At 57.2% G+C, this 21,919-nt stretch carries 26 protein-coding genes; 16 read left to right on the top strand and 10 right to left on the bottom strand.

All coding sequences use genetic code 11. The features are described from left to right. Nucleotides 1-26 precede the first annotated feature (26 nt). Both HBO10_RS28455 and HBO10_RS28450 read left to right on the top strand, forming a co-directional pair. Entirely contained in the window at nt 27-755 is a 729-nt protein-coding gene (locus tag HBO10_RS28455) for a TIGR03747 family integrating conjugative element membrane protein (RefSeq protein ID WP_010565127.1), read from the top strand. A gap of 138 nt (nt 756-893) precedes the next feature. Continuing rightward, nucleotides 894-1,874 carry an integrase domain-containing protein gene (locus HBO10_RS28450; RefSeq protein WP_034128267.1) on the top strand — a complete coding sequence of 327 codons (981 nt, stop codon included), beginning with the start codon at nt 894-896 and terminating at the stop codon, nt 1,872-1,874. Between the two features lie 367 nt (nt 1,875-2,241). Here the strand turns inward: HBO10_RS28450 and HBO10_RS28445 are convergent, their stop codons facing one another. The 8 genes from HBO10_RS28445 to HBO10_RS28410 form a co-directional block, all read right to left on the bottom strand. Then, nucleotides 2,242-2,721, bottom strand: a complete 480-nt coding sequence (locus HBO10_RS28445; protein ID WP_231998167.1) for a hypothetical protein — start codon at nt 2,719-2,721, stop codon at nt 2,242-2,244. Nucleotides 2,722-3,135: 414 nt separating this feature from the next. Continuing rightward, nucleotides 3,136-3,324: a hypothetical protein gene (locus HBO10_RS28440; RefSeq protein WP_010565124.1), complete on the bottom strand. Its 189-nt coding sequence runs from the start codon at nt 3,322-3,324 to the stop codon at nt 3,136-3,138. A 119-nt stretch (nt 3,325-3,443) separates the two neighbouring features. Then, nucleotides 3,444-3,833 (bottom strand): hypothetical protein, encoded by a 390-nt coding sequence (locus HBO10_RS28435; protein WP_034113360.1) that lies wholly within the window; start codon nt 3,831-3,833, stop codon nt 3,444-3,446. A gap of 541 nt (nt 3,834-4,374) precedes the next feature. After that, a complete protein-coding gene (locus HBO10_RS28430; protein ID WP_010567717.1) occupies nt 4,375-4,725 on the bottom strand; it encodes a nucleotidyltransferase domain-containing protein in 351 nt (116 codons plus the stop codon). Between the two features lie 102 nt (nt 4,726-4,827). Beyond that, the gene (locus tag HBO10_RS28425) at nt 4,828-5,640 is read right to left on the bottom strand and encodes a hypothetical protein (RefSeq protein ID WP_034115539.1); all 813 of its coding nucleotides are present in this window, start codon (nt 5,638-5,640) and stop codon (nt 4,828-4,830) included. A gap of 99 nt (nt 5,641-5,739) precedes the next feature. Next, nucleotides 5,740-6,240, bottom strand: a complete 501-nt coding sequence (locus HBO10_RS28420) for a hypothetical protein (RefSeq protein WP_010567719.1) — start codon at nt 6,238-6,240, stop codon at nt 5,740-5,742. Next, nucleotides 6,240-7,532 (bottom strand): ATP-binding protein, encoded by a 1,293-nt coding sequence (locus HBO10_RS28415; RefSeq protein ID WP_010567720.1) that lies wholly within the window; start codon nt 7,530-7,532, stop codon nt 6,240-6,242. The genes HBO10_RS28420 and HBO10_RS28415 overlap by 1 nt, the downstream gene beginning before the upstream one ends. Before the next feature lie 73 nt (nt 7,533-7,605). After that, nucleotides 7,606-8,268 carry a tyrosine-type recombinase/integrase gene (locus tag HBO10_RS28410; RefSeq protein WP_010567721.1) on the bottom strand — a complete coding sequence of 221 codons (663 nt, stop codon included), beginning with the start codon at nt 8,266-8,268 and terminating at the stop codon, nt 7,606-7,608. Between the two features lie 320 nt (nt 8,269-8,588). Here HBO10_RS28410 and HBO10_RS28405 point away from each other — a divergent pair, with 320 nt between their 5' ends. The 9 genes from HBO10_RS28405 to HBO10_RS28365 are packed head-to-tail and all read left to right on the top strand — an operon-like array spanning nt 8,589 to nt 16,056. Next, nucleotides 8,589-8,924 carry an RAQPRD family integrative conjugative element protein gene (locus HBO10_RS28405; RefSeq protein WP_010567722.1) on the top strand — a complete coding sequence of 112 codons (336 nt, stop codon included), beginning with the start codon at nt 8,589-8,591 and terminating at the stop codon, nt 8,922-8,924. Continuing rightward, nucleotides 8,921-9,160, top strand: a complete 240-nt coding sequence (locus HBO10_RS28400) for a TIGR03758 family integrating conjugative element protein (RefSeq protein ID WP_010567723.1) — start codon at nt 8,921-8,923, stop codon at nt 9,158-9,160. Before HBO10_RS28405 ends, HBO10_RS28400 begins: the two co-directional genes overlap by 4 nt. Nucleotides 9,161-9,177: 17 nt before the next feature. After that, the gene (locus tag HBO10_RS28395; RefSeq protein WP_010567724.1) at nt 9,178-9,549 is read left to right on the top strand and encodes a TIGR03745 family integrating conjugative element membrane protein; all 372 of its coding nucleotides are present in this window, start codon (nt 9,178-9,180) and stop codon (nt 9,547-9,549) included. A gap of 7 nt (nt 9,550-9,556) precedes the next feature. Continuing rightward, nucleotides 9,557-9,970, top strand: a complete 414-nt coding sequence (locus tag HBO10_RS28390) for a TIGR03750 family conjugal transfer protein (protein ID WP_010567725.1) — start codon at nt 9,557-9,559, stop codon at nt 9,968-9,970. Then, complete coding sequence (locus HBO10_RS28385) at nt 9,967-10,608, top strand: PFL_4703 family integrating conjugative element protein (protein ID WP_010567726.1); 642 nt, start codon at nt 9,967-9,969, stop codon at nt 10,606-10,608. Before HBO10_RS28390 ends, HBO10_RS28385 begins: the two co-directional genes overlap by 4 nt. Beyond that, nucleotides 10,605-11,417 carry a TIGR03749 family integrating conjugative element protein gene (locus tag HBO10_RS28380; protein ID WP_010567727.1) on the top strand — a complete coding sequence of 271 codons (813 nt, stop codon included), beginning with the start codon at nt 10,605-10,607 and terminating at the stop codon, nt 11,415-11,417. Before HBO10_RS28385 ends, HBO10_RS28380 begins: the two co-directional genes overlap by 4 nt. Continuing rightward, entirely contained in the window at nt 11,407-12,924 is a 1,518-nt protein-coding gene (locus HBO10_RS28375; RefSeq protein ID WP_010567728.1) for a TIGR03752 family integrating conjugative element protein, read from the top strand. Before HBO10_RS28380 ends, HBO10_RS28375 begins: the two co-directional genes overlap by 11 nt. Next, entirely contained in the window at nt 12,887-13,303 is a 417-nt protein-coding gene (locus HBO10_RS28370; protein ID WP_010567729.1) for a TIGR03751 family conjugal transfer lipoprotein, read from the top strand. The genes HBO10_RS28375 and HBO10_RS28370 overlap by 38 nt, the downstream gene beginning before the upstream one ends. Beyond that, a complete protein-coding gene (locus HBO10_RS28365) occupies nt 13,303-16,056 on the top strand; it encodes a conjugative transfer ATPase (RefSeq protein WP_010567730.1) in 2,754 nt (917 codons plus the stop codon). Before HBO10_RS28370 ends, HBO10_RS28365 begins: the two co-directional genes overlap by 1 nt. 41 nt (nt 16,057-16,097) lie before the next feature. On the opposite strand, the gene HBO10_RS28360 is transcribed toward HBO10_RS28365, so the two are convergent. After that, nucleotides 16,098-16,355, bottom strand: coding sequence for a LasR-specific antiactivator QslA (locus HBO10_RS28360; protein WP_034128270.1), 258 nt, complete (start codon nt 16,353-16,355; stop codon nt 16,098-16,100). A 167-nt stretch (nt 16,356-16,522) separates the two neighbouring features. Here HBO10_RS28360 and HBO10_RS28355 point away from each other — a divergent pair, with 167 nt between their 5' ends. From HBO10_RS28355 to HBO10_RS28335, 5 genes are all read left to right on the top strand, one after another. Then, a complete protein-coding gene (locus HBO10_RS28355) occupies nt 16,523-16,777 on the top strand; it encodes a helix-turn-helix transcriptional regulator (RefSeq protein ID WP_010567732.1) in 255 nt (84 codons plus the stop codon). 117 nt (nt 16,778-16,894) lie between these two features. Beyond that, nucleotides 16,895-17,851: a TIGR03756 family integrating conjugative element protein gene (locus HBO10_RS28350; protein ID WP_034115542.1), complete on the top strand. Its 957-nt coding sequence runs from the start codon at nt 16,895-16,897 to the stop codon at nt 17,849-17,851. Further along, on the top strand, nt 17,848-19,230 hold the full coding sequence (locus tag HBO10_RS28345) for an integrating conjugative element protein (protein ID WP_034115543.1): 1,383 nt from the start codon (nt 17,848-17,850) through the stop codon (nt 19,228-19,230). The genes HBO10_RS28350 and HBO10_RS28345 overlap by 4 nt, the downstream gene beginning before the upstream one ends. A gap of 3 nt (nt 19,231-19,233) precedes the next feature. Continuing rightward, on the top strand, nt 19,234-19,542 hold the full coding sequence (locus HBO10_RS28340; protein WP_034115544.1) for a hypothetical protein: 309 nt from the start codon (nt 19,234-19,236) through the stop codon (nt 19,540-19,542). Between the two features lie 10 nt (nt 19,543-19,552). Next, nucleotides 19,553-21,094, top strand: a complete 1,542-nt coding sequence (locus HBO10_RS28335; protein ID WP_010567736.1) for a conjugal transfer protein TraG N-terminal domain-containing protein — start codon at nt 19,553-19,555, stop codon at nt 21,092-21,094. On the opposite strand, the gene HBO10_RS28330 is transcribed toward HBO10_RS28335, so the two are convergent. Next, nucleotides 21,083-21,481: a DUF3742 family protein gene (locus HBO10_RS28330; protein WP_010567737.1), complete on the bottom strand. Its 399-nt coding sequence runs from the start codon at nt 21,479-21,481 to the stop codon at nt 21,083-21,085. The genes HBO10_RS28335 and HBO10_RS28330 overlap by 12 nt on opposite strands. Nucleotides 21,482-21,919: the final 438 nt, after the last annotated feature.

Genomic DNA, 21,919 nt, shown 5'->3' with positions numbered 1-21,919 from the left:
CAGTGCATCTCGCGGAGTCAAGAAGGATGACTTCAGCTCAGAACCCTCCACCGCAACCCATCCAGCGCCCAGGGCTAATCGTCTCGGCGATTAACCTGGTCCTGCACGTCATCGGTTTGCTGATCGCCTCATTGCTGTTCTCGATTCTGATCGAGTGGGCCGGTCTGCTGCTGTTCTGGGGTGATCAAGGCCGGCGACACAGTCAGGCGATGCTGAGCAGCGAACTGGGCTGGCTCAGTGAGCACTTCACATCCTCACTGATTATCCAACAGCCTGGACAGACGATTGTCCAGTGGCTGGATTTCCTCCAGCAGTGGTTACTGGTCAAGACCGGTTTTACGGATTTCGCCCAGCAGGCGCGGGCGTCTAGCCAGGACAACCGCTTCTGGAGCGGGCTCAATCAGCTGTATGTGAGCATCGAGGATTTTGTACTGGCGGCGGTGTATGTCACTTTCACTTTCGTGGTGCGTCTGACCATTCTGGTCTTGGCGACCCCCCTGCTTCTGCTGGCCATGTTCACCGGCTTCATCGATGGTTTGATGCGCCGCGACCTGCGGAAATTCGGCGCTGGGCGCGAAAGCAGCTTTGTCTATCATCGGGCCAAGCGAGCGGTCATCCCACTGCTGATCGTGCCCTGGATTCTTTACCTGTCCCTACCCTTTTCGCTCAACCCAATGGCGGTACTTCTGCCTTGCGCCGTGATGCTCGGGGTCGCCATGGCCATCACGACGGCGACATTCAAAAAATATCTCTGAGTGCGACACGAATGCTTATCTGCGGAAGTGTTCAGGAGGCCAGCTCTTGAGAGGCCCAAGCTCCCGGTCGTAAGGAGCCGCCAGTCTCGCGTTAGTGGACAACCCTCACAGGTGTTTGGCTTCGAGAGGAGTTTGATCATGGCATTGGTTGGTAGACGAGATGGGCGCAATTTTGGCTATGGCCGACAACTGAGTTATGCCGGACCGCAAGCCTTGCGCGATCTTTTTGGTGGTGGGCATTACGCCACGGTCAAGGCGCACAGTGATCGCTGGCAGGCGTTTGTCCGCTGGTGTCGTTCGGAGGATGGGCCGGGGTTTAACGATGCGCGACAGATAGATCGGCAGACCTTGCTGGACTACGCAGGGCATCTGCGCCAACTAGTTGAACAAGGCGCTATCGGCATCGCCACCGCGCAAAACCGGTTGTCCAGCGTGAACCGGACTATGGCGGCGCTTCGCGGCGATCAGTCTGTGGCGGTGCCGAGCCCGAGTAAGGCCTTGGGAATGCGGCGTACCAGTGTTCGTCGCTCGACGCCGCAAGGCCAAGACCATGAGCAGGTGAAGCGGATCGTCGACGTGCTCTGCGAACACCAAATGCCACGCGCGGCGGCCATCGTTCAGTTGGCGCGAGCCACCGGCATGCGCTTGCGCGAGGCCATTTTGGCCGACCTACCGCGCCTAAAACATGAGACCGAACACTACGGCAAAATCAACATCCGAGATGGCATCCAAGGTGGCCGCTCACGTGCGTCGGCGCTTCGTTGGATTACGGTAAATGATCCTATTCGTGACGCGCTGAAATTTGCCGAACAGGTTTCACCCAACGGTAGCCGCAATCTGCTTGCACCGAACGAAAGCTATGTCGATTTACAACGGCAAATCGTCCGCCCCGCACGAGAGATGCTCCATTCGCACAACCTCAAAGGCTTCCACGAGCTTCGGGCCGCCTATGCGTGCGAACGCTATGAACAGAGCACTCATCATCTTGCGCCCATCAACGGTGGCCGTTGCTACCAACTCGACCGACGCCTAGATCAGGATGCCCGAGTGCAAATCAGCTACGAGTTGGGACTCGGCCTTATCGACCTGTTATCGACTTACATTGGTGGTCGAACATGAGTAAGCCATTCGATATGAAGCCGTTGCTACTGCTCGCGAACATAGTCCGACATGATCGGATCGGCCGTGACGTGTGAATTGTGCTGGTGGATCTTTGGGAATGGCATGGTCGTTTCCTATGCGGATGGCTTCGGGACGCGAGACATCAGCAACCCGCACACTTCGCATAAATAGCTGCCATCTGGCCCGTTTCTGAGGCCCTTGATCGAAATACTCTCCCAGCACTTCGAATATGGCTGATCGTTCTCGGTGGTTTTCTCTTCGCCCTGGTGGCCGTTGGGGCAAGCAAAGTATTCATATGTGCGCATGGTCATAGCCGTGGTTTCCTCTAGCTGGTGATCAGCCTGCGAACATTTCCCGGAACAGTTCAGTAGCTTTGTAGATCTGCGACAGTGATCCCTTGTGCAACCACCTCATTACACGCGACGTCATATCCGTCACTTGGATAAATTAGCCATTCGCATGGCGGGCTGTACCCATCACGACGTTCTTGTTCTTCGAACAGGGTGTACCACCCGTCCTCTGGCGCGAAGACCCAGCCGTTGAGTTCAGTACCATGAAACTGGTCGTGCGTGATATCGATAATCAAACCGTCGACTTCGAACCAGGCATGAGAGGCATTTTGGCTAAGGAGTGGATGTCCCGTAGCACACACATAAACCCCCTCGTACCCCAGAGCTTCCCACAAGATGCGGCCAACGATGTCTGAGGCGATTCCGCATGCTCCGGTCGGAAACTGCTTAAATGCCGATCCAGCTGTATCCGAAAGGGTCTCAAGCCCCCGCCGACATGCTTTCACAACGACATCCAGCTTCACCCGATCAATAGAACCCATTTCGGTGCTCATGCACTTCCTCAGTAACGATCTTCAGGGAAGCGCAAATCGCCCCCCAACTACTGCCTAAACCCCAGTAGACCGGGGCTTGGGGTGCGGTGAGAGACGCTACTTACTTATTCCAAACTGTCCCTCGAACCCCGGAATCCCAAAAGCCGAGGCGCCCATCAATTGCGCGAATCGGGTGCAGGTAAACCAAACCACAGTAGTTGCAACGCTTAGCCCCTCCGTGAGCCGTGATTTCACCGCGAACCGCCTCTGGAAATTCACTTTGAAGCCTTTCCGCTACAATCACCTGGCGATCAGACTGACCGCCACTGCATTTGTCAGGGCAATACCCTGGCGGGTAAAAATTTGCCATGCTTTTTCCTCCTTTTCTTTCACTTCCGTATGTCCGATTGTGGCTCACCTAATAAGAGGCCTACGTCATGCAGGCTTAGCTATTTTCTTCAAATACGAGCGTAGATGCGTGAGTGCCGCACTCTCTGCACTCATGCCATTCAATGTCGTCTGGCGGCATTCACCGTCAGGCAGATACACATACAGCTCCTCACCATGTACCTCGTACTCAGCTGTGCAGTGGACACCATCTTGCTCCAACGAAATCTCATCCATTTTCCGCTCCAGCTCACAAAAAAATGATCATGTAGCACGGAAGCCCTGGGCGCGGTAGCCGCGTTTCCGTGATTACTTGAGCCTAATTTTCAGGCTATCGCCCCGATAGTGTTCAGCGTCTATTTGGCCGTTCGTGGAAACAATTCGTCACATGCGCTCGCCTGATAACGATTCTTCGCATCAAGCAGGCACTCTTCCACAGAGGAATATCCGTAGACCTTCTTTGAAGCCCACGGCCCCACTGCTAGACCAACAGCGAAGGCAATAGCGGCAATCGCTGCTATAGGAACTAAGCCAGTCAGCTTTTTCGCAGGGGCCGAATCTGGCACGCTGCCACTGGGTCGATTTGATCGAAGGGATGCCACTGCTTGCAAATACTCACGGGCAGTCAGCTCCCCTTCATCGTATTTGCGGAAAAGTACAATCTGCTTTGCCAGTTCCGGGGTCAAGGACTTGAGGTCAATAATCGCCAGTTCGTCGGCGCTCAGATCATCCAGTTCATCTGCCATGTTCAAACCCTTCCGACTCCGCCAGAGCGTGCCGTAGCTCAATGAGCTGGGTACGCGCTGAGTCAACAATGGTTTTTTCGAGCTGGTTCATCTGCCGCTGACCCTCAACGATTTCGCGGACGCGAAAACCGCGCCTCTCCTACTGCCGAAGCCCGCAAGCGCGGGCAGTGAGTGGCAGTCTTTTCCTATCGACTTTCGGCCAATTTTTGAGCTAGGTCCTGGAACGATCGATCATCTGGTCCATTACGTCTGAACGCAGAAAGCAACGTCAGCATAAAATTGTAATTTCTGGCATCCATCGCACGTAGCTGAGAGCCTATGTCGAATGGATATTTTTGGGCGTTCCAAAGGTGCAATACGAACGCTTGCAGTGGCGGTTGCTGCAAGATTGTCTGGGCATGAATAGCAAACTCACTGGTAACCCCGGTGGCCATGTTGATTCCCTGTCATTTGCGGGACGCGAAAACCGCGCCTCTTCTACTGCCGCTGCCCAGCGTTTGACGGCTGGGCTTGGCATGCACCTGGGAAGGATTTTCCCTGATCAGTTGGTCGGGATGGTTGAGGTGGAATTTTCAACCTTATAGACCACGACACTTGACTGCTCTAAAGCCTGATGGATGCGGGGCGTCTCTACCTCACCTCCATACCAATCAAGATCGATGATCACAGGAACAACTCCGGCTATCGAGGCCTTGAGGCGCTGCGCTTCACAGGTCCAGGTAGTAAATGGACTGCTATCGCCCTGCAAGGTGAAAATCTCGACCGCAACATCCAGATCGCTGTCTGGCTTATGCGCGCCACGAACTCGGCTGCCAAAGAGATACGCCTTTCGAATTAGCGGCTCGGAGCTGGCCCATTTCGCGACGGCTGCTGACATAGTCTCAATGTTCATGGTCCTTTTCCGTGCTGGTTTCGCGGACCCAAAATTGGGCGTCCTTCTATGCACCTGCCCCACGTTTGACGGCGGGGCTTGGGTGTCCCTAGTGCGATTTCCCTAGGATCTTCGGTATGAGGGAGATATGTGGCTGAACAGCTCATCGAGTTCACCTGAGGTGGGACTATAAGCGGGTTCAAATTGGCCGCTAGCGCCGGCAAACACGTACTTTGAGCACAGGCATTCATCCGCTGACTGCTCGCAGTTTTTGCATGGGGGATTACAAAGCTCGATCATCTGATCAATAGCTGTTGAAGGGTCATCGGGATCATAGATATCAGGGTAGTAGGAGCTTTCCATAACTATGAAATCGCCCCTCGCAAACATCAAAACATCTTCAACACACTTAAACTGCCAGTTTGATAATGCCTTCAGTGCTGGCAAAAGCACCACCCGGCAGTAGTCGAATCGATAGTTCTCAAGGTGACACATAACTCGGCCCTCATCCTCCGCGAGGCTTTGGTACGAAATTTCCCCATACCGTTCCTCTACACTCTCATATCGCTTGGTATCGAGCCGGATGTGCTTTAAGGCATTGTTGATCGCGTCAATAAGTTCCATTTTACGGTTGCCGAGGTATGCGCCGGCCACCGAGAATCTCTCGTCAAAAGTTTTTACCAGATCCTTACGAGATTCTTTTATCCCATCAGCAGATCTCACAGCCTGTAAGTAGTCAACGCTGTGTGCCAAAAGTAGGTTCACTCCAAATACTTGGTGGAGCGCAACCGCGTTCAGTTTGACCTTCGCTTCGAGATCATCCTTTGCAGGCTCAAGGATATTAGTGATGAATTGACGATAGTCATCACTTGCCAATTGAAGGGCTTCGGTCACTTCAGTTTCGGGTTTAGGCTTAAGATTGCCGATGATCGCCATACCGTACCTCGGGTAAAAAACCAACTTGCAGATGGATCCTTGGCCAAAAGAATCGAGCCTAACTCTTCCTTGAGCAGGACGGTTACTCACCGAGAAATATCATCGACGAATAGGGTGATTCGGTCGGTAATGGTACGCTTCTAGATCGCTATCTAAAGACCAGATGAATAACTCGCTCATGGGGAACCGCGCTAAGCACCTCTCATATTCTTTGATGATGCTGAGATCACCAAAGCTAGTACCTTCACCGATTCGAGTGTCAGACTTATTTTGGCCAGCTTTGTCCGGAAACTCAGCCAGCCACTCGAGAATTTCTCTCGTGTTGGGAAACTCGCTGAGCCTATAAGGGGGCTCGTCGGCGAACGCGGCGCGTACTGCATCACAGAAGCGCTGTGCTGTTTGTCGGCGGAGTCTTCCATCGCCGTTTTGAGCGACATGATTACCGGTCTCGAGGATAGTGGCCATCGGCAGAATAAACGTGCAACTGTTGTCTGCATACTCGAGGAAATCGGCACCCACACGCTCGGCGTCCTGATTGAGCCCCGGCACGTTTAGCATGTTTACGAACACGCTAGTATCGATCAAGCAGATTGAGCTCATTATGCCTCTCCCTGCATTTTCCGGAGCCAATTCAACGCATTTTGCCGTTTCTGCGTGACCGTGACGGGCGATTTCACAAAACGATCCACGATACCGTTGGTTACGAGCTCCCCTAATGGCCCTTGAGAGACCAACCCGGCGTAGTCCTGCAGATCAGCAAGGCGTACCAAGCGGCTGTCGCCATCCTGCGGATCACGGTAGCAAAACACCACATCGCCCAATGCACTATCTGGAAGTGCATCCATCAAAGCTGGGTTGTGGGTGCTGAGCAGCAGGCGCACACCACGGAGCTCTGCTTGCTCACGCATAGTTTTCAGTAGTTGGCGCGCACGTGACGGGTGGACACCGTTATCGACTTCCTCGATTACCAGCGTCGACTCCGCCGGTGCAGACAGCAGAGCAGCGGCGATAGCCAGCACTCTAAGGGTGCCATCAGAGAGCAGTTCAACGGACCAATTACGCTCGACCGATCCGAAGTTCTCAACCAGCTCCAAGGATACGCGTCCGCGGCGATCCTCGAAGAAGTTCACATCCTTTACGTCTTGCTCGGGCAAACTCTTGATGAACTCGATGATCGCAGGACGGGCCTCCTCGTCCTGCCAGAGTGTATAAAGCACACCGGACAGGTTAGAGCAGTCACCACGCAGCTTCTTGTCCGGATAACTATCGCCACGCATCAGAGCAGGCACGGGATCAAGGAACAAGGTATTAGCAAGTAGGTACTGGAAGTGCTCAGTCGTTTGCGGGATGACTTTCTGTGCTTTCTTGTGCCCTGAGTCGAACAAAGCTGAACTGGCGAGCTGGTTTAGGATGGCGATCTGGTCAGTGCATGTGATTTGTGGCTTCTTACCACCTGTGGAGAAATTATTGTATGCAACGCGTACGTCAGTACTCAAACCGCTAGAGGACTGCTCGATACGGTAAAGCGGGAATTTTTGGAGAGGCGAGCTGATACTTTCGTGAACGATGTGCAACTCATCTTCTCGCAGGGCGATTTCAACACTTAGGCTATTCCAGTCCAAGTCGTCGGTTTCGCAACCCAAGGTGAATGACCGGCCCTGGTGGTAGGGAAGGTCCTTAATTTGACCACGGAGAATCTGCTCAGACTCATCGACCCGGTGGCGTAACACCGACAGCTTCTGACCCTGGCCCAGCCAGCATAGGAAGCGGAAGGCCTCTAGCGCGTTACTTTTGCCTGAGGCATTGGCGCCTATCATTAGCGTCAAGGGCGACAGCGGTAACCGCTGCTCCCGATAACTTTTGAATCCCTTGATAATGATATTTGTCAGCATGGTCACTCCTTCCAAGGCTTGTTGATCTGCATCCGTATTTTCTTGAACTCGTCCGGTGTCATCCTGATGCCCATCAAATAATTCTCCGCACAATATCGCCCAAGCGGGCAGGATCCCCCGCACAGAGCTTCTTGACCGCCTCCAAACTTTCGATGCCCAAAATCTCGCTGATATGCCTCAAGTCGATGCCACGGCGCTTGAGCTTTACCGCGAGCGTCCGCCGCCCTGACTGCGCACTGGCCCCCTCAATCCCCGCAAGGCCAAACAGGCGCGTATATAACCGGCTGAGCTGATTCGCACTGTAGTAGGTCTTGCCGTCTCGACGCTGCGCACTGATTTTCAACCCTTCACCAGTTCGACCGGAGACGAACAAGGGCGAGTCCGGGTCGAGGCCACGATATGCCATCACCCTGGTAGAAACGCCATGACCGCGTACAAGGCGTTCTGCAAGGTGTGTATCTATAGCGTTAGTCAATTTCTTGCTGGTCCAGCACAACGGCCTTGAACGATGGTTGTAGGCAATCTCTGCCCGCACCTGAGAGTCGATCATTACAGCGCCTGATTGCGTCAAGTAGTCGCTCACACGCAGACGGCAAATCTCCGTCACGGTCATGCCGGTGCCAAAGCAGGTAAGCAGAAGGGCAGCATCCCGGCATCCGTTCTCAGGGCTGCTAACTTTCGCAACCCGAAAAGCATGCTCAAGCTGCTCATCTTCGATAACAATCGCTTTGGGCATTATTCACTCTAGATGCTGATTTATCATCAATCCTGACATAGTACGTCAACAAAAAGGCCGGAGATAGCCCCGGCCTGTTGGTGTTACTCACGTTCACGGAAAATGGGTTGTGACGATATCGTCATCAACTAAGCTCATCGAGAGTGGAATTTCCCTAGAGCCTCAACCACTCTCTCCATCAAAGATCGAAGGACCACATAGCTGTAAGTAAACATCTCCAGTACCTCCCCAGAAAAAGCGATTCATCAGACCTCAGGTTTCTTGCGGAAAAATTCGACCTCTAACTTGATTCTGCTCCCAGATCCATATGGGCCAGCATCATGCCAACTACCATCTTTCGCTGCTTGTTACTGCTTTCACTGGCCATCGTTCATGGCAGCGGCTATGCCGCATCGGCTCATGAGCAGGAACAGCTCAGCCTGATCCAACAGCAGCTCGACATTATCGAACGCCTTGCGACGCGAGCGAAGGCAGCCCGTACCCTTGAACCAAACGAACGCTATCGCTTCGACTATCCCCGCCTGACAGAGGACATCCAGCGCATCCGCCAAGGTATGCGGAACTACCTATCCCCGTCCCGTGCTCAGCCCCGCGACCCCGATGAGCTGGTCGGCGATTACCGCCTCGACACTCCGATTGCGAAGCCGTCGCCATGAGCATGACTGACGCTCAGATCTCTGCCTTCCAAAATGCGTCCGGCTTCTCGGTGCTAAGCAGCTCGACGCTGTGGCTTTCCCTGGTTCTGGTCCTGGCTTTGCTGTGGTGCGCCTGGGTGATGTGGACGGCTTACCGGGGTTGGGCCACCGGCAGTGTGCGCTTCGGCGCGCTTGGCGGAAGTACCGCACGCGTGCTGCTCACCTTGTTGGTCCTGATGTTCTTCACCCTGTCCTAACCCAGGAGATCGCCACCATGCTCAAGTGCTTTACCCCTCTGAAAAAAAATCTGCGAGATCGTGCCAGCCAACGCTTGATCGGTCTGCTGCTGGTACTCGGCCCAAGCCTAGCTTTCGCCGAGCTCCCCACCATGGAAGCCCCTTCGCGCGGTGAAGGATCCGGATTGATCGAGACGATCAAAAACTACGCCTACGACGGCGGCATCTTGCTCGGTCTGCTAATCGCCCTACTCGCTTTTCTAGGTGTGGCCTGGCATTCCCTGACTGTCTATGCCGACGTGCAGAACCAACGCAAGACCTGGAAAGACTTAGGTGCGGTGGTCGGTATCGGTGCTCTGTTGGTGGTGATCATCATCTGGTTCCTGACCAAGGCTGCCGCGATTCTGTGAGGACGGCATGAACGACACAATCGAACATCTTGCCGACGGCACCTTGGTCTTTCTGCCGGAGCGGCTCAATCGCGATCCTGCCGTATTACGCGGTTTGACCAATGATGAGATGTGGGTAGCGCTTGGCACCGGCGCAATCATTGGCCTGCTGCTGGGCGTTCCTCTGACGATCGCCACCGCTTCCATTGCCGTGGCGCCGACCAGCATGATCGCAGGCATGGCCGTGGTGTTATTGGCCGGTGGCACGCTACTGCGTCGGGCCAAACGGGCCCGCCCCGATACCTGGTTGTACCGCAAACTCGAATGGGTACTCGCCAGCCGTTGGCGCCTGGGGCGCGGAAGTTTGATTCTCCACTCCGGCGCCTGGACGGTTCGCCGTTCGCGTCGACTGCGCCCTGCCCTGTCCCGGTGGCAGCCATGAGCCGATTTCGAAACAAGGTCGATGCCCAACAGGCGCATATCTTCAGCCTGCGTCTGGCGGTAATGATCCTTGCCCTGGTCTGTGCCGGGCTCTGGTACGGCTGGCGTTCGGCACCGACCGATCTGACCGTGCATGTCCCCCCAGATCTGCGCTCGGGCAGCACGCGCAAGTGGTGGGATATCCCCTCAGAGAATGTCTATGCCTTTGCCCTGTACATCTTTGGCCAGCTCAACCGCTGGCCCTCAGATGGCGAGCAGGACTATCGCCGCGCCATCTATGGCTTGCAGTCCTACCTGACACCCTCCTGCAAAGCCTTCCTCGATGGCGACTACGAGTACCGCAAGGCCGCTGGCGAGTTGCGCCAGCGGGTGCGTGGCGTCTACGAAATTCTGGGCCGAGGCTACAGCGAAGATCCGGAACTCAGGGTCAAGCAACTCGATCGCGACAGCTGGCTGGTCAAGCTCGACCTCAACGCCGATGAGTATTACGCCGCCGAACCGGTGAAACGAGTGGTGGTGCGTTATCCATTACGCGTGGTGCGTTTTGACCTGGATCCCGAACGCAATAAGTGGGGGCTGGCACTGGATTGTTATCAGGGCACGCCGCAAAAAATCGCCCTGCCTGGAGGTGAGCCATGAAGCGGATTTCTACCCTGGGGCTCACCGTCGCACTAATATTATGGGAAGCTGCAGTGCAGGCCGTCGAGCTGATGCACTGGGAACGCCTTCCCCTCGCGGTCCCTCTGGTGATCAATCAAGAGCGGGTGGTCTTTATCGATGAAGATGTTCGAGTCGGTGTGCCCTCAACCCTGACGGGCAAGCTGCGCGTGCAATCAACCGGCGGCACGTTGTACCTGCGCGCGTCGGACGCCATTGCACCGACCCGCCTGCAACTGCAATCGGTCGCGACGGGCGAGGTCATCCTCCTGGACATCGCGGCCACACCTGGCGATCAACCGCTGGAGCCCGTGCGTATTCTTAAGAATGCTCCGGCGCAGGCTGCCGAGGCAGAATCTAGCACTGTCCCTGTTCCAGCACGCACGCCGATCCCGGTCGCTTTAACGCGCTATGCCGCACAGAGCCTGTACGCGCCGCTGCGCACCGTAGAATCCCTGCCCGGCGTACGCCGCCTACCGCTCAAGCTGCGCAGCGAACTGCCAACCCTGCTGCCGAGCGAAAACGTTTCCAGCACACCCATCGCCACCTGGCGACTCGGTGATTACTGGGTGACAGCGGTGAAGTTGCGCAATCGTGGTTCAGAGACGGTGCAACTCGATCCGCGCCGGCTTCAGGCCAAGCTGTTCGCCGCAGCCTTCCAGCATGCTTTTCTCGGGCCGGTCGGCAGTGCGGAAGACACCACGATTGCCTACCTCGTCACCCGTGGTGCTGGCCTCGAACACGCCGTGCTGCTTCCGCCCGTTGCGCGAGGTGCTGATGATGAAGGCTAACGCCTTGCTCAAATGGCTGGTACCGGCTGCGCTGCTGGCCGTGGTGGTGATCATCCTGAAAAGCTGGGTCGCGGGTGGCAGCACGCCCTCTCCAGAGCACCCGGTTGATCAGGGCAATATTCAGTTATCCGCCGAGCAAGCCAAGTCGCTCGGCATTGCGGGCGATACCCCGCGCGACACGGTCGCCACCCTGGTCGGCCAGGTGAAGGCCATGCGTAGCGACATGCTCGGGTTGAAGAAACACAACGAGTCGCTGTTGACGGAGAACAACCGCCTGCGCGAGCGGGAAAACAGTGTCGATTCGCGTATCCAGACGGCGCTTGGCAGCGTGACCCAGCAGGTCGACGAAGGTCGCCGACAAGCCAACGAGGCCCGGCTCAAAGCGGAACAAGACAGTCGTCAGGCTCGCGGTCTGCTGACGCAATTGCAGGACCAGTTGTCGGGGCTGACCGGCAAAGGCAAGGATATGCCAATAGGATTGGGGCTTGAGCCGGGCGACGGAGCTCAGTTCGACGGGCAGCATTCTGCCAATGATGCGCTGCAGTGGATTGAGCCCTCGGATGCTCCGCCCACCAACGCCCGAGGCAAAACCAAGATCTCTTCCGCACTGAGTCTGCCTACCGCCTTCAACTCACTGGAAGGCTTGAACGATAACGCGAATGATCGCAGCCAGAAACAGCTACGTGCAGTCACCCAGGGTGAGCGTGACCTCACGCGATCCGTTGATCGTTCCGAAGACGCGAAACCGGTCTACACCATTCCCGAAAACGCCACGCTGATGGGCTCGGTCGCCATGACCGCGTTGATCGGCCGAGTCCCGGTAGACGGCACCGTGAATGATCCCTATCCCTTCAAGGTGCTGGTCGGCCCCGAGAACCTAACAGCCAACGGCATCGACCTGCCGGACGTTGCGGGTGCCGTAATGAGCGGCACGGCGTCCGGTGACTGGACCCTGTCTTGCGTACGCGGACAGGTCGAGTCAATCACCTTTGTGTTTACCGATGGCACCATCCGCACAGTGCCGCAGCCGAAAGCAGTAGCCAGCCGCAATGCCTCCACCAACAAGAACTCGAACACCGACAAGATACGTGGCGGGCTCGGTTACCTGTCCGATCCGTACGGCATTCCTTGCATCGCTGGCGAGCGCCGCTCGAACGCCCAGCAATACCTCGGCAGCCAGAGCCTGATCACTGCCGCCGGTGCCGGTGTCGCAGCGCTGCTCGAGGATGAGCGGAACAACAGTAGTGTGATCAGTTCGGGCGGCAGTACGCTCGGAGTCACCAGCAGCAGTGGCAATAGCGCACTGAATTCAATTCTCAGTGGTGGGGTCAGCGACATCCGCGAGTGGGTGAACAAACTGTATGGCGAAGCCTTTGCTGCCGTGTACGTACCACCTGCAGCACAGGTCGCACTGCACCTCGACCATGAGATCACCATCGACTACGAGCCCAAGGGCCGGAGCGTTCGCCATGAAAAAGACCATGCTTCTCTGCCTGACCTGGATTAGCTCGCTCTGCTGGGTCCTGACGGGGTGTTCCACCGACAAAGACACGCTGCTGCCCCATGGCGAGCAAACCATGATGGATATCTGGAACGGCGCCGGTTCGCAAGGCACTCAGCAGCAACTGCTGGATGCTCGACAGCAGTTACGCCGCCCGCTGGCTCAGGCAGATGTCTCCGCGGCTCTCCAGGAACCGTACACGCGCACAGCGGCGAACGAGATCCGCAACCTGTTCCCGCGCCTGCCCAATCCCGATCTGGTGCTGTACGTGTATCCGCATTTGAGTGGTACCGAGCAGGCACCGGTTCCGGGTTACTCGACCGTCTTTCCGTTCTACCAACGGGTGCAGTACGCATTACCCGGTGAACGTCAGGAAGACTTGTAGTGCGTGCCGGCGATGCGGGCAACCGCACTTCTGCATGGAAAGCCTGGCGCCACCCATTGCGCCCTCGCGCCACCTTGGCCGATGAAGCTGCACTCTATGCGCATAACCCCAGCTTCACCGATCACCTGCCATGGGTCGAATACCTCGACACCGAGCAGTGTTTTCTACTGGATGACAACCGCTCGGTGGGTGCCGTGTTCGAGTTGCTGCCCATTGGCACTGAAGGGCGCGAACCCGATTGGTTGATGGCCGCCCGCGATGCCCTCGAGGATGCCCTGCAGGATAGCTTTGACGAGCTGGACCAAGCGCCGTGGGTGGCGCAGTTTTTCTGTCAGGACGACAACGACTTCTCCCCCTACCTCAATCGGCTCACTAGCTATATTCAGGACAGCGCGCGAGGCACCGTCTTCACCGAGGCGTATTTGCAACTCAGCCGCCGTCATCTGAAGGCCATCGCCAAGCCGGGTGGGCTGTTTGAGGACAAGGTGGTGACGCGCCTGCCCTGGCGTGGCAACAACCGCCGGGTGCGCCTGGTGGTTTATCGCTGGCTCGGGTCTGGCGATGAGGAGACGGGACTCAGCCCGGTGCAATCCCTGCAACAGGCTTGCGAACGTATCGGTGCTTCGTTGCAGGCGTGCGGGGTGCAATCGACACGAGTCGATGGCCGAGGCCTATATGCCTGGTTAGTGCCCTGGTTCAATCCAACCCCCAAGCTCACCGATGAATCGCCCGAGGAGTTCTATCGCCGCGTGGCCTACCCGGAGTCGGGCAACGATGAGTCGCTGGAACTGCCCTTCGATCACGATTTCGCCGAGCGGTTGTTCTTCAATGAGCCGCGTTCGGATGTGCCGCACGGATTCTGGTTTTTCGACGATCAACCCCATCGGGTGATGGTGGTGGACAAACTGCGGCGGGCGCCACTGATTGGCCAACTCACTGGCGAAACCCGCAAGGGTGACGCGGTGAATGCGCTGTTCGACCAGTTACCCGAAGGTACGGTGATGAGCCTGACCCTGGTGGTCAAACCGCAGGATGTGCTCGAAGAGCAGTTGAACCGCCTAGCGCGCAAAGCCATCGGTGAAAACCTGGCCTCGACCCAAACCCGCCAGGATGTCGAAGAGGCTCGCGCGATCATCGGCCGCCAGCACAAGCTGTACCGTGGCACCCTGGCGTTCTACGTGCGCGGTCACGATGAACAGCAGTTGCACCAGCGCTCGGTCAGCCTGGCCAGCGCGCTGCTGGGTGCGGGGCTGCAACCAGTACGTGAAGGCGACGAGGTCGCCGCCTGCAACAGCTACCTGCGCTGGTTGCCAATGGCGTACAACCCGGCCTGCGACACGCGCAACTGGTACACCCGCCTGATGTTCGCCCAGCACCTGGCGAATCTGGTTCCGGTGTGGGGCCGCAGCACGGGCACCGGCCACCCGGGCATAACCCTGTTCAATCGTGGTGGCTCGCCGTTGAGTTTTGATCCGTTGTCACGTCTGGACCGGGCCATGAACGGTCATCTGCTGTTGTTCGGCCCCACCGGTGCCGGCAAGTCGGCCACCCTGGTCACCCTGTTGATGCAGGTCATGGCCGTGTACCGCCCTCGCCTGTATATCGTCGAGGCCGGCAACTCATTCGGTTTGCAGGGCGACTACTTCGCGACACAGGGCCTGTCGGTCAACAAGGTCCAATTGAAACCTGGCGCCTCGGTCAGTCTCGCCCCGTTCGCCGATGCCTGGCGCCTGGTCGAGCAGCCGGATCAGGTGGCGAGTCTGTCGATCGATGAGCTGGACGATGAGGCGGTAGCCAGTCGCGAAGACCAGCGCGATGTTCTCGGCGAATTGGAAATCACCGCTCGCCTGATGATCACCGGTGGCGAGGCCAAGGAAGAAGCCCGCCTGAGTCGAGCCGATCGTAGCTTGATCCGCGAATGCATCCTGGATGCGGCGCAAACGTGTGTCGCGGCGGGTCGCCAGGTACTGACCCGTGACGTGCGCGACGCCTTGCTGCACGTCGCCGCTGACACGCACTTGCCGGAGAAGCGTCGTGAGCGTGCCCAGGAAATGGGCGAGTCCATCGACCTGTTTTGCCAGGGTTTCGAAGGGGAACTGTTCGATCGCGAGGGCACGCCTTGGCCCGAGAGCGATGTGACCATTGTCGACCTGGCCACCTATGCTCGCGAAGGCTACGAAGCCCAGATGTCCATTAGCTACATCAGCCTGATGAACACCGTGAACAACCTTGCCGAGCGCGACCAGTACCTGGGTCGACCGATCGTCATGGTCACCGACGAGGGCCATATCATCACCAAGAACCCGCTGCTGGCGCCATTCGTGGTCAAGGGCACGAAGATGTGGCGCAAACTCGGTGCCTGGTTCTGGCTCGCCACACAGAACCTGGCCGACTTCCCCACGGCCGCGCAGACCATGCTCAACATGATCGAATGGTGGATTTGTTTGAACATGCCGCCCGCGGAAATCGAAGAAATCGCACGGTTCAAGAAACTCACGCCGGCACAGAAAGCCTTGTTGCTCTCCGCCAGCAAGGAGCCGGGAAAATACACTGAGGGGGTCGTGCTATCGAAGAAGCTCGAAACGCTGTTTCGGGCCGTGCCGCCAAGTCTTTATCTCGCCCTGGCCATGACGGAGCCCGAGGAAAAAGCCGAGCGCTGGACACTGATGCAGGAGAACGGCTGCTCTGAGTTGGAAGCGGCGTATCGGGTAGCGGAACTGATCGATAGAGCGCGAGGAATAGAACTCGCATAGGGGAATCTATTCAGGCCTCTCGCTCTAAAGCGAGTGATCGGTTATTGCGGTACGCCCCGGAGCCGCTGCTGAATCCTCAACAAGAATCCGGCTTCGAAGGCATCCTGGCAGTCACCGACAGGAAAGGTCTTGCGGGTTTGCGCCAGCTCCCACCACAGGGGAATCTCGCCGGGCGTATCAAGCCAAGCCTGAGCACATTGCACGCCACGTTCGATCATCGAGGCAAACTCGTTGCTCCATGGTGTCAGAAGACTTGGGCAACCATCCGCCGCAGGAATTGAAATGTAGTTTTCGTCCATACACACCCTAGATTTCTGATTTATTGTTAGACGCGGAGTACAGCCTCGAAAATCCTAACGAAGCCAAATGAAAGCTCGATAACAGGCATGAGCATCAAATAGCCTAGATATGCCAATGTAGACTATATCCCGTGGATTGAGAGTCCCTCAAGGCGCAATTTGCGCGCATGACTCAAGACTACGAACAGCTTCGTCTGCATCTGGCGGAAAACATCCGCTTGATGCGACGCGTGAAAAACCTTACCCAAGAGCAACTTGCGCTCATGGCCGAGGTGGATCGCACCTACGTCAGTCAAATCGAACGATGCACGGGCAATCCGTCGCTGATGGTCCTGTGCAAACTCGCCAATATTCTCGAAATCACGACGGATCAGCTCCTCACTGAGTCAGACACCCTTCGCCGTGCATTGAGCATCGAATAGCTACCTCGTCGCCCTGCAAATCCTTGTAAACCGACAACGCCAGCTTCAGCTTTATCACTGACGGTGTACGTTCAATCATCGAACGTGTCCAGGCCATTAGCCCAAAGAGCCTGGATCATGCCTGTCGTATGCCCATCAATTGCGCCCCAGAAGTTACGACCTTTGGCACTGAGCCTCCTGCTGGCGTGCGGGCCAAGCGTGGCGCTGGATACCGGCAGCATCACGTCCTCGGTGTTGTCGCCAAATTGCCTCGCCTACAGGGTCGTCGGCATTTGTTTCTGGCTGCTCTGCACGCCCTTCGGCTGCAAAGTCAAAACCTCGACCAAGGTGCGTCATTTCATTCCTGAGCTGGTGGTCTCGAGCTACGCCACTACGGGCAATAATCCATGGTCCGAGATGGCCACCCTCTCCTCTCCCATTGGCGGTGCGGAAGGTGGCGGCAACCTGATCACGCCGAACAGCCACCGCGACAACCTGCCTCGCTTCAAAAACGTTGATGGCATCGGTCATCCAGGTGGCTGGGCCGCCACTCAACTGGCCTCGCATTCCGGCTACGCCTGCGCCAGCGGCGCTACTGCGTTCATGCCCTACTACCTGAGCACCCTGGACTCGCTGGCCTGGCGCCATGGCATACCGGAAAGTCTTTACCCCGAGTCGCTCATGCCGGGGATCCGTGAAATCGGTCGGCAGGCCTTGGGAAACATGTGGGGCAACGTCTATCCCCGGCAGGGTTTTCTGGTACAGCCCGACGATTTCAAGGCGGCCGCGGTGATGGCGCAACGGGCCGGCGATGTCATCACCCGTAACGGGCAACCACATGTGTACTTGCCGCTCACACCCGCACCACGCGACGGCTACTGGCCGCCGGGTCCGATCGTTGAAAACGATGCTTCAACCCACAAATGGCAGTTGCTCTCCCCCCAGATTCAGCCCACGTGTGCCATCTTCCCCAGCGATCCGGTGCAGAGCGCTGATGGCGGCTACGCCTGGGCGCTGTGGCGCCCCTATAGCTGTTGCAAACGTGAGGGACAGACCTTCCTGTTCAGCATCGACTTCGAAGGTGGTGTTTCATGAGTCGGCTTCTCGCACGACCATGGCTGGGCCCGATGAGTCTGTTGCTCTGCGGACTGCTCTCCATTGCCACGCATGCCCACGCCGCCGAGGGCGATTACCGCCTGGGTACTCACGGCGAAGTGCTCGACGACCGGGTGATGTACACCATTGGTGGCGGCTCGGCAGTCGGCTCACCGAGCTCGCTCTACCGACCCAGTGGTCTCGGTGTCGGCGGGTCCTGGCGAGCGAACATGATGTGCGGAAACATGAGCCTCACCAATACCCTGCAAAACCAGCTGAACGGTGCCACTGAGGGTTTCCAGCAGATCATGGGCAGCGTTGTGCAGAACGCGACCCAAGCGGTGATGTCGCTGCCAGCGTTGATCATCCAGCGCGCCAACCCCGGCCTTTATGAGTTGTTGAGCAACGGGGTGATGCAGGGCCGTATCGACTTCGATCGCTCCAAACTGACCTGCCAAGCCATGGCCGAGAAAATGGCGGACAAGGTCGGCCAAGCCGGCTGGGGTGCGCTGGCCAAGAACCAGGAGATGCAGAGTAATCTGGAGCAAACCGGCGGTGATGCAGTGGCCACGGTGAAAAATACCGAGTCCCAAAACGGCAACAATGGGGTGTCCTGGGTCGGCGGTTCGAAGGCTGGTGGGAATGGGCAGACACCCATTCGGGTGACCTCCGACGTAGTGCGCGCGGGCTACAACTTGCTGCATAACCGGACGGTGGCTGACAGTACGTCGATCAGTAGCAGCGACTGTTTGGGTGGAGCCATTTGCCAGACATGGGCTTCGCCCCAGGAGGAATCCGAATGGGCCGTTCGGGTGTTGGGCGAGAGCGAAGTCGCGACCTGCGACAGCTGCGAAACCCTGCGTGCTGCCGCTGGCAGCGGATTGACGCCGCTGATCCAGGAGGCCTACAGCGAACGCCTCAAGGCCCTGCAAGGGCTGCTGTCCGGTTCACTGTCGCCTACCCCTGACAATCTGGCTAAAGCCTCAAGCCCAATACTTCCAGTGACCCGTGGCGTGATCGAAGCCTTGCGCGACGATCCCGACCAGGATCTGCTGGCGCGACGCCTGGCCAGTGAAACGGCCTTGTCCAGCGTGCTCGACAAAGCGTTGCTGCTACTGCGCACCCTGCTGGCAGGCAGTCACGAACCGAACATCGCTTCAGCCGAGCCGGCCCAGACCGCCTTGACGAAAAATATCGACGCCCTGGAGCGCGAAATACGTCTGCTACAAACCGAGCTGCAGGTCCGGCAGATGCTCGCAACCAATACCGCCAGCCTGGTGCTCGATCGACATGCGGGTGGTGCCGATGCTTCGCGTACCGTCGAGCAAGGCGACCCTGAGCCGGGCCGACTCAATGATGCTGACGCTAGGCGCAAGTGAGCCATGAAACGCTCACCGCTATTCACTCTGCTTTCAGGTCTGAGGATTGCCGCGGTGATGATCCTGACCGCCGCACTGGTCGCCTGGATCGGCCGCACTGCGCTGGGTAGTTTCGAGGTCTGGCAGCAGGCATTCGAATCGGCACGACCTTATCTGCGGTGGTGGCGCGCCCTGCTCTACGCCGCCCTCTTTGCGCTCTGGTGGGATCTGCTTCGGCGCTACCGACATCGACCACAGCATCGACTGCGCGTGAAACGCATTGGAGCGTTAGGGCTCGTGCTCTTTACCTGCGTCGAACTCACCCGACTGTGAGGTCACCACCATGCTCATGAGCACCAACAGCTACCTGGAGTTTTACCTCTCTCTGCTGGCCTGGATCATCAACAACGGCCTCTGGAGTGTCCTGTCCGACACCGGGCTATTCGCCGCGCCCTTTGGCGCAATTATCTTGCAGGAATGGTTGTCTGCCCGTCAGCAAGGCGCGGATGAAGGCAACAAGGGACTGCTCTCGGTGCCGCGGATCGAGAACCGGTTGTGGCTGGCCTATATCGTCGTCTTGTTCGGTTGCGCGCCCGTCTTTCCGCTGAGCCTCGCCTCAATGGCGTTCGATGATGCGGCGAGTCAGCGCTGCGGCGTGAGTGTCGCCAAACCGACGGAAACCGCCTGGGGGACCACCTTCAATACTATCGGCGAACGCTCCGCCAACGTACCGATCTGGTGGTTTCTGGTGCATGCCTTGAGCAAAGGGGTAACCGCGGCGGCCACCGCCTCCATCCCCTGCGCACCGGATATCCGACAAATGCGCATGGAGATCGACAGCTCGCGCATCGACAGTCAGGTACTGCTGCAGGAAGTTGCCGACTTCACTCGCGATTGCTATGGTTATTCCCGTTCTCGGCTATTCACCAACCGTCCGCAGTTGGACAAGGCACAAAGTTATGACGCGTCCTGGATCGGCTCAAACTATTTTTTTGACACACCCGGTTACTACGATACGGATCGTTCACGCACACCGCGAGTCAGCTGGCCGTATGACGAAAGCCGAGATGTTTCCTTACCTCGGCTGGAGAATGGCGCGGGCTATCCCACCTGCAAGCAGTGGTGGAGCGATAGCGGTGTTGGCTTGCGCGAACGTTTGATCCAGCAAGTCGATCCTTCGCTGCTGACTCAGCTGAAAGGTTGGTTGACTGGCCGTTCGAGCAACGAGATCGAGGATGCCACCCTGCGCGAACTGGTCAGCCCGCGCCAGCAATCGATGTCCATGTCGCCCGGACAGGTCTACCAGGACTATGGCTCCAGTGCTCGCGGCGGGTCGATCAATCAGGGGCTCAATAATCTCGCCACCAATACCGGGCTAGCCCTTGGCTCCTTCAGCAACTTCCCGGCGATGAATGCGTTACGCGCCGCTCTACCGATGGTGCAGGCTTTCCTGATCATGGGTGTCATCATCAGCTTGCCGCTGATTCTGTTGGTCAGTACCTACCAGTTGAAGACCGTCATGACGGTGACGTTTGCGCTGTTCACCTTGCACATGCTGAGCTTCTGGTGGGAACTAGCCCGCTGGGTCGACTCCAGCATGCTCGACACCTTGTACAACCAAGTTTCGGCTTCCAATCAAGTGCTGTTATCGCTGCCCACATCCGGCTTCATGGAGGGAACCGTCACGGCACAGGTGATCGAGTATGTGATGGGGGCGATGTTCATCGTGCTACCGATGCTGTTTCTAGGGGCCATGAGCTGGGCAGGATATTCAGTCGGCAACGGGATTCAAGGCATGTTGGCGAACGGTAGCAAAGCCGCAAGTGATTCAGCGAGCAAAGGTACGGATCAAATATTGGGGGCTACTAAGCGCTCAATTAGATGACTTGCTGTCGCCTATATAATGCCCATTGTCATCGAAGTCACCAATGTAGAGATCAGCACCCAAGTAGTCTGGCCCTGGACTTTCCTCTTGATGATCGGAACCAACAAAAGCCCTGAACCATATCAAAGTGATGACAGCCAACATCATCATAAAAAAAGTAACCAGCCAAACGCTGACAAGGAGCAAACCTCCGATCAATGCCAGCTTGGCAATCAGAAAGCTCCCGCGAACGAGTAATTTACCCGCAGGCATACCTGCCGTCACCGCACGCTCCGCCAGGTGGGACTCAAACGCTTTCAATTTGCGATAACCACGCTTTACCGACATGCCACAGGCGTACGCCCAGCGGAGGGCACGTGAATTCTGAACAGGGTTCTGAGTCGGCATGTTCTCGCCCTCTTCTGAGCGTTTTCATGATTGAGACAGGAGTAACAGCCTACTACTGAAAACTGTCCGTGCTTGACCGTTTATCAGCTTGCCCAGCCAAAAAATCTTCACTGGAAGATAGAAGACGAACATCAGGGCACAGCTTTTCTTCGGAGGTTGACCCGTATAAATCGCTACGCTAAATACAAGGTACGGATCGCTGTTATCGACAGCACCTTCCCAGGCAGCCAGAACCTTCAAGGCTACGTCACTTCGGTGATGGTTCTTCCCCAAGTGCGATGAGCGTTCGGTGGCTCGCACGGTCACCGTTTCTACGGTGATGAACGCCTACTGCTCTTTTGAGCGTCTTCCGAGCTCCGCTCGCCAGGCAAACCTTCTTGTTTTTCTTCAACCCACCGCGGGGAAATTCTCTCCCGCACGGGCAGGTTTCTTCGCGTT

It is taken from the genome of Pseudomonas sp. WS 5503 (assembly GCF_012985385.1).
In the GTDB taxonomy this organism is placed as follows: domain Bacteria; phylum Pseudomonadota; class Gammaproteobacteria; order Pseudomonadales; family Pseudomonadaceae; genus Aquipseudomonas; species Aquipseudomonas paracarnis.
This window is presented reverse-complemented; position numbering and strand designations above follow the sequence as displayed.

Bases quoted from the DNA above. Each gene is read 5' to 3' on its own strand.
- HBO10_RS28455 (WP_010565127.1), top strand. From the start codon at position 27: ATGACTTCAGCTCAGAACCCTCCACCGCAACCCATCCAGCGCCCAGGG.
- HBO10_RS28450 (WP_034128267.1), top strand. From the start codon at position 894: ATGGCATTGGTTGGTAGACGAGATGGGCGCAATTTTGGCTATGGCCGA.
- HBO10_RS28445 (WP_231998167.1), bottom strand. From the start codon at position 2,721: ATGAGCACCGAAATGGGTTCTATTGATCGGGTGAAGCTGGATGTCGTT.
- HBO10_RS28440 (WP_010565124.1), bottom strand. From the start codon at position 3,324: ATGGATGAGATTTCGTTGGAGCAAGATGGTGTCCACTGCACAGCTGAG.
- HBO10_RS28435 (WP_034113360.1), bottom strand. From the start codon at position 3,833: ATGGCAGATGAACTGGATGATCTGAGCGCCGACGAACTGGCGATTATT.
- HBO10_RS28430 (WP_010567717.1), bottom strand. From the start codon at position 4,725: ATGAACATTGAGACTATGTCAGCAGCCGTCGCGAAATGGGCCAGCTCC.
- HBO10_RS28425 (WP_034115539.1), bottom strand. From the start codon at position 5,640: ATGGCGATCATCGGCAATCTTAAGCCTAAACCCGAAACTGAAGTGACC.
- HBO10_RS28420 (WP_010567719.1), bottom strand. From the start codon at position 6,240: ATGAGCTCAATCTGCTTGATCGATACTAGCGTGTTCGTAAACATGCTA.
- HBO10_RS28415 (WP_010567720.1), bottom strand. From the start codon at position 7,532: ATGCTGACAAATATCATTATCAAGGGATTCAAAAGTTATCGGGAGCAG.
- HBO10_RS28410 (WP_010567721.1), bottom strand. From the start codon at position 8,268: ATGCCCAAAGCGATTGTTATCGAAGATGAGCAGCTTGAGCATGCTTTT.
- HBO10_RS28405 (WP_010567722.1), top strand. From the start codon at position 8,589: ATGCCAACTACCATCTTTCGCTGCTTGTTACTGCTTTCACTGGCCATC.
- HBO10_RS28400 (WP_010567723.1), top strand. From the start codon at position 8,921: ATGAGCATGACTGACGCTCAGATCTCTGCCTTCCAAAATGCGTCCGGC.
- HBO10_RS28395 (WP_010567724.1), top strand. From the start codon at position 9,178: ATGCTCAAGTGCTTTACCCCTCTGAAAAAAAATCTGCGAGATCGTGCC.
- HBO10_RS28390 (WP_010567725.1), top strand. From the start codon at position 9,557: ATGAACGACACAATCGAACATCTTGCCGACGGCACCTTGGTCTTTCTG.
- HBO10_RS28385 (WP_010567726.1), top strand. From the start codon at position 9,967: ATGAGCCGATTTCGAAACAAGGTCGATGCCCAACAGGCGCATATCTTC.
- HBO10_RS28380 (WP_010567727.1), top strand. From the start codon at position 10,605: ATGAAGCGGATTTCTACCCTGGGGCTCACCGTCGCACTAATATTATGG.
- HBO10_RS28375 (WP_010567728.1), top strand. From the start codon at position 11,407: ATGAAGGCTAACGCCTTGCTCAAATGGCTGGTACCGGCTGCGCTGCTG.
- HBO10_RS28370 (WP_010567729.1), top strand. From the start codon at position 12,887: ATGAAAAAGACCATGCTTCTCTGCCTGACCTGGATTAGCTCGCTCTGC.
- HBO10_RS28360 (WP_034128270.1), bottom strand. From the start codon at position 16,355: ATGGACGAAAACTACATTTCAATTCCTGCGGCGGATGGTTGCCCAAGT.
- HBO10_RS28355 (WP_010567732.1), top strand. From the start codon at position 16,523: ATGACTCAAGACTACGAACAGCTTCGTCTGCATCTGGCGGAAAACATC.
- HBO10_RS28350 (WP_034115542.1), top strand. From the start codon at position 16,895: ATGCCTGTCGTATGCCCATCAATTGCGCCCCAGAAGTTACGACCTTTG.
- HBO10_RS28345 (WP_034115543.1), top strand. From the start codon at position 17,848: ATGAGTCGGCTTCTCGCACGACCATGGCTGGGCCCGATGAGTCTGTTG.
- HBO10_RS28340 (WP_034115544.1), top strand. From the start codon at position 19,234: ATGAAACGCTCACCGCTATTCACTCTGCTTTCAGGTCTGAGGATTGCC.
- HBO10_RS28335 (WP_010567736.1), top strand. From the start codon at position 19,553: ATGCTCATGAGCACCAACAGCTACCTGGAGTTTTACCTCTCTCTGCTG.
- HBO10_RS28330 (WP_010567737.1), bottom strand. From the start codon at position 21,481: ATGCCGACTCAGAACCCTGTTCAGAATTCACGTGCCCTCCGCTGGGCG.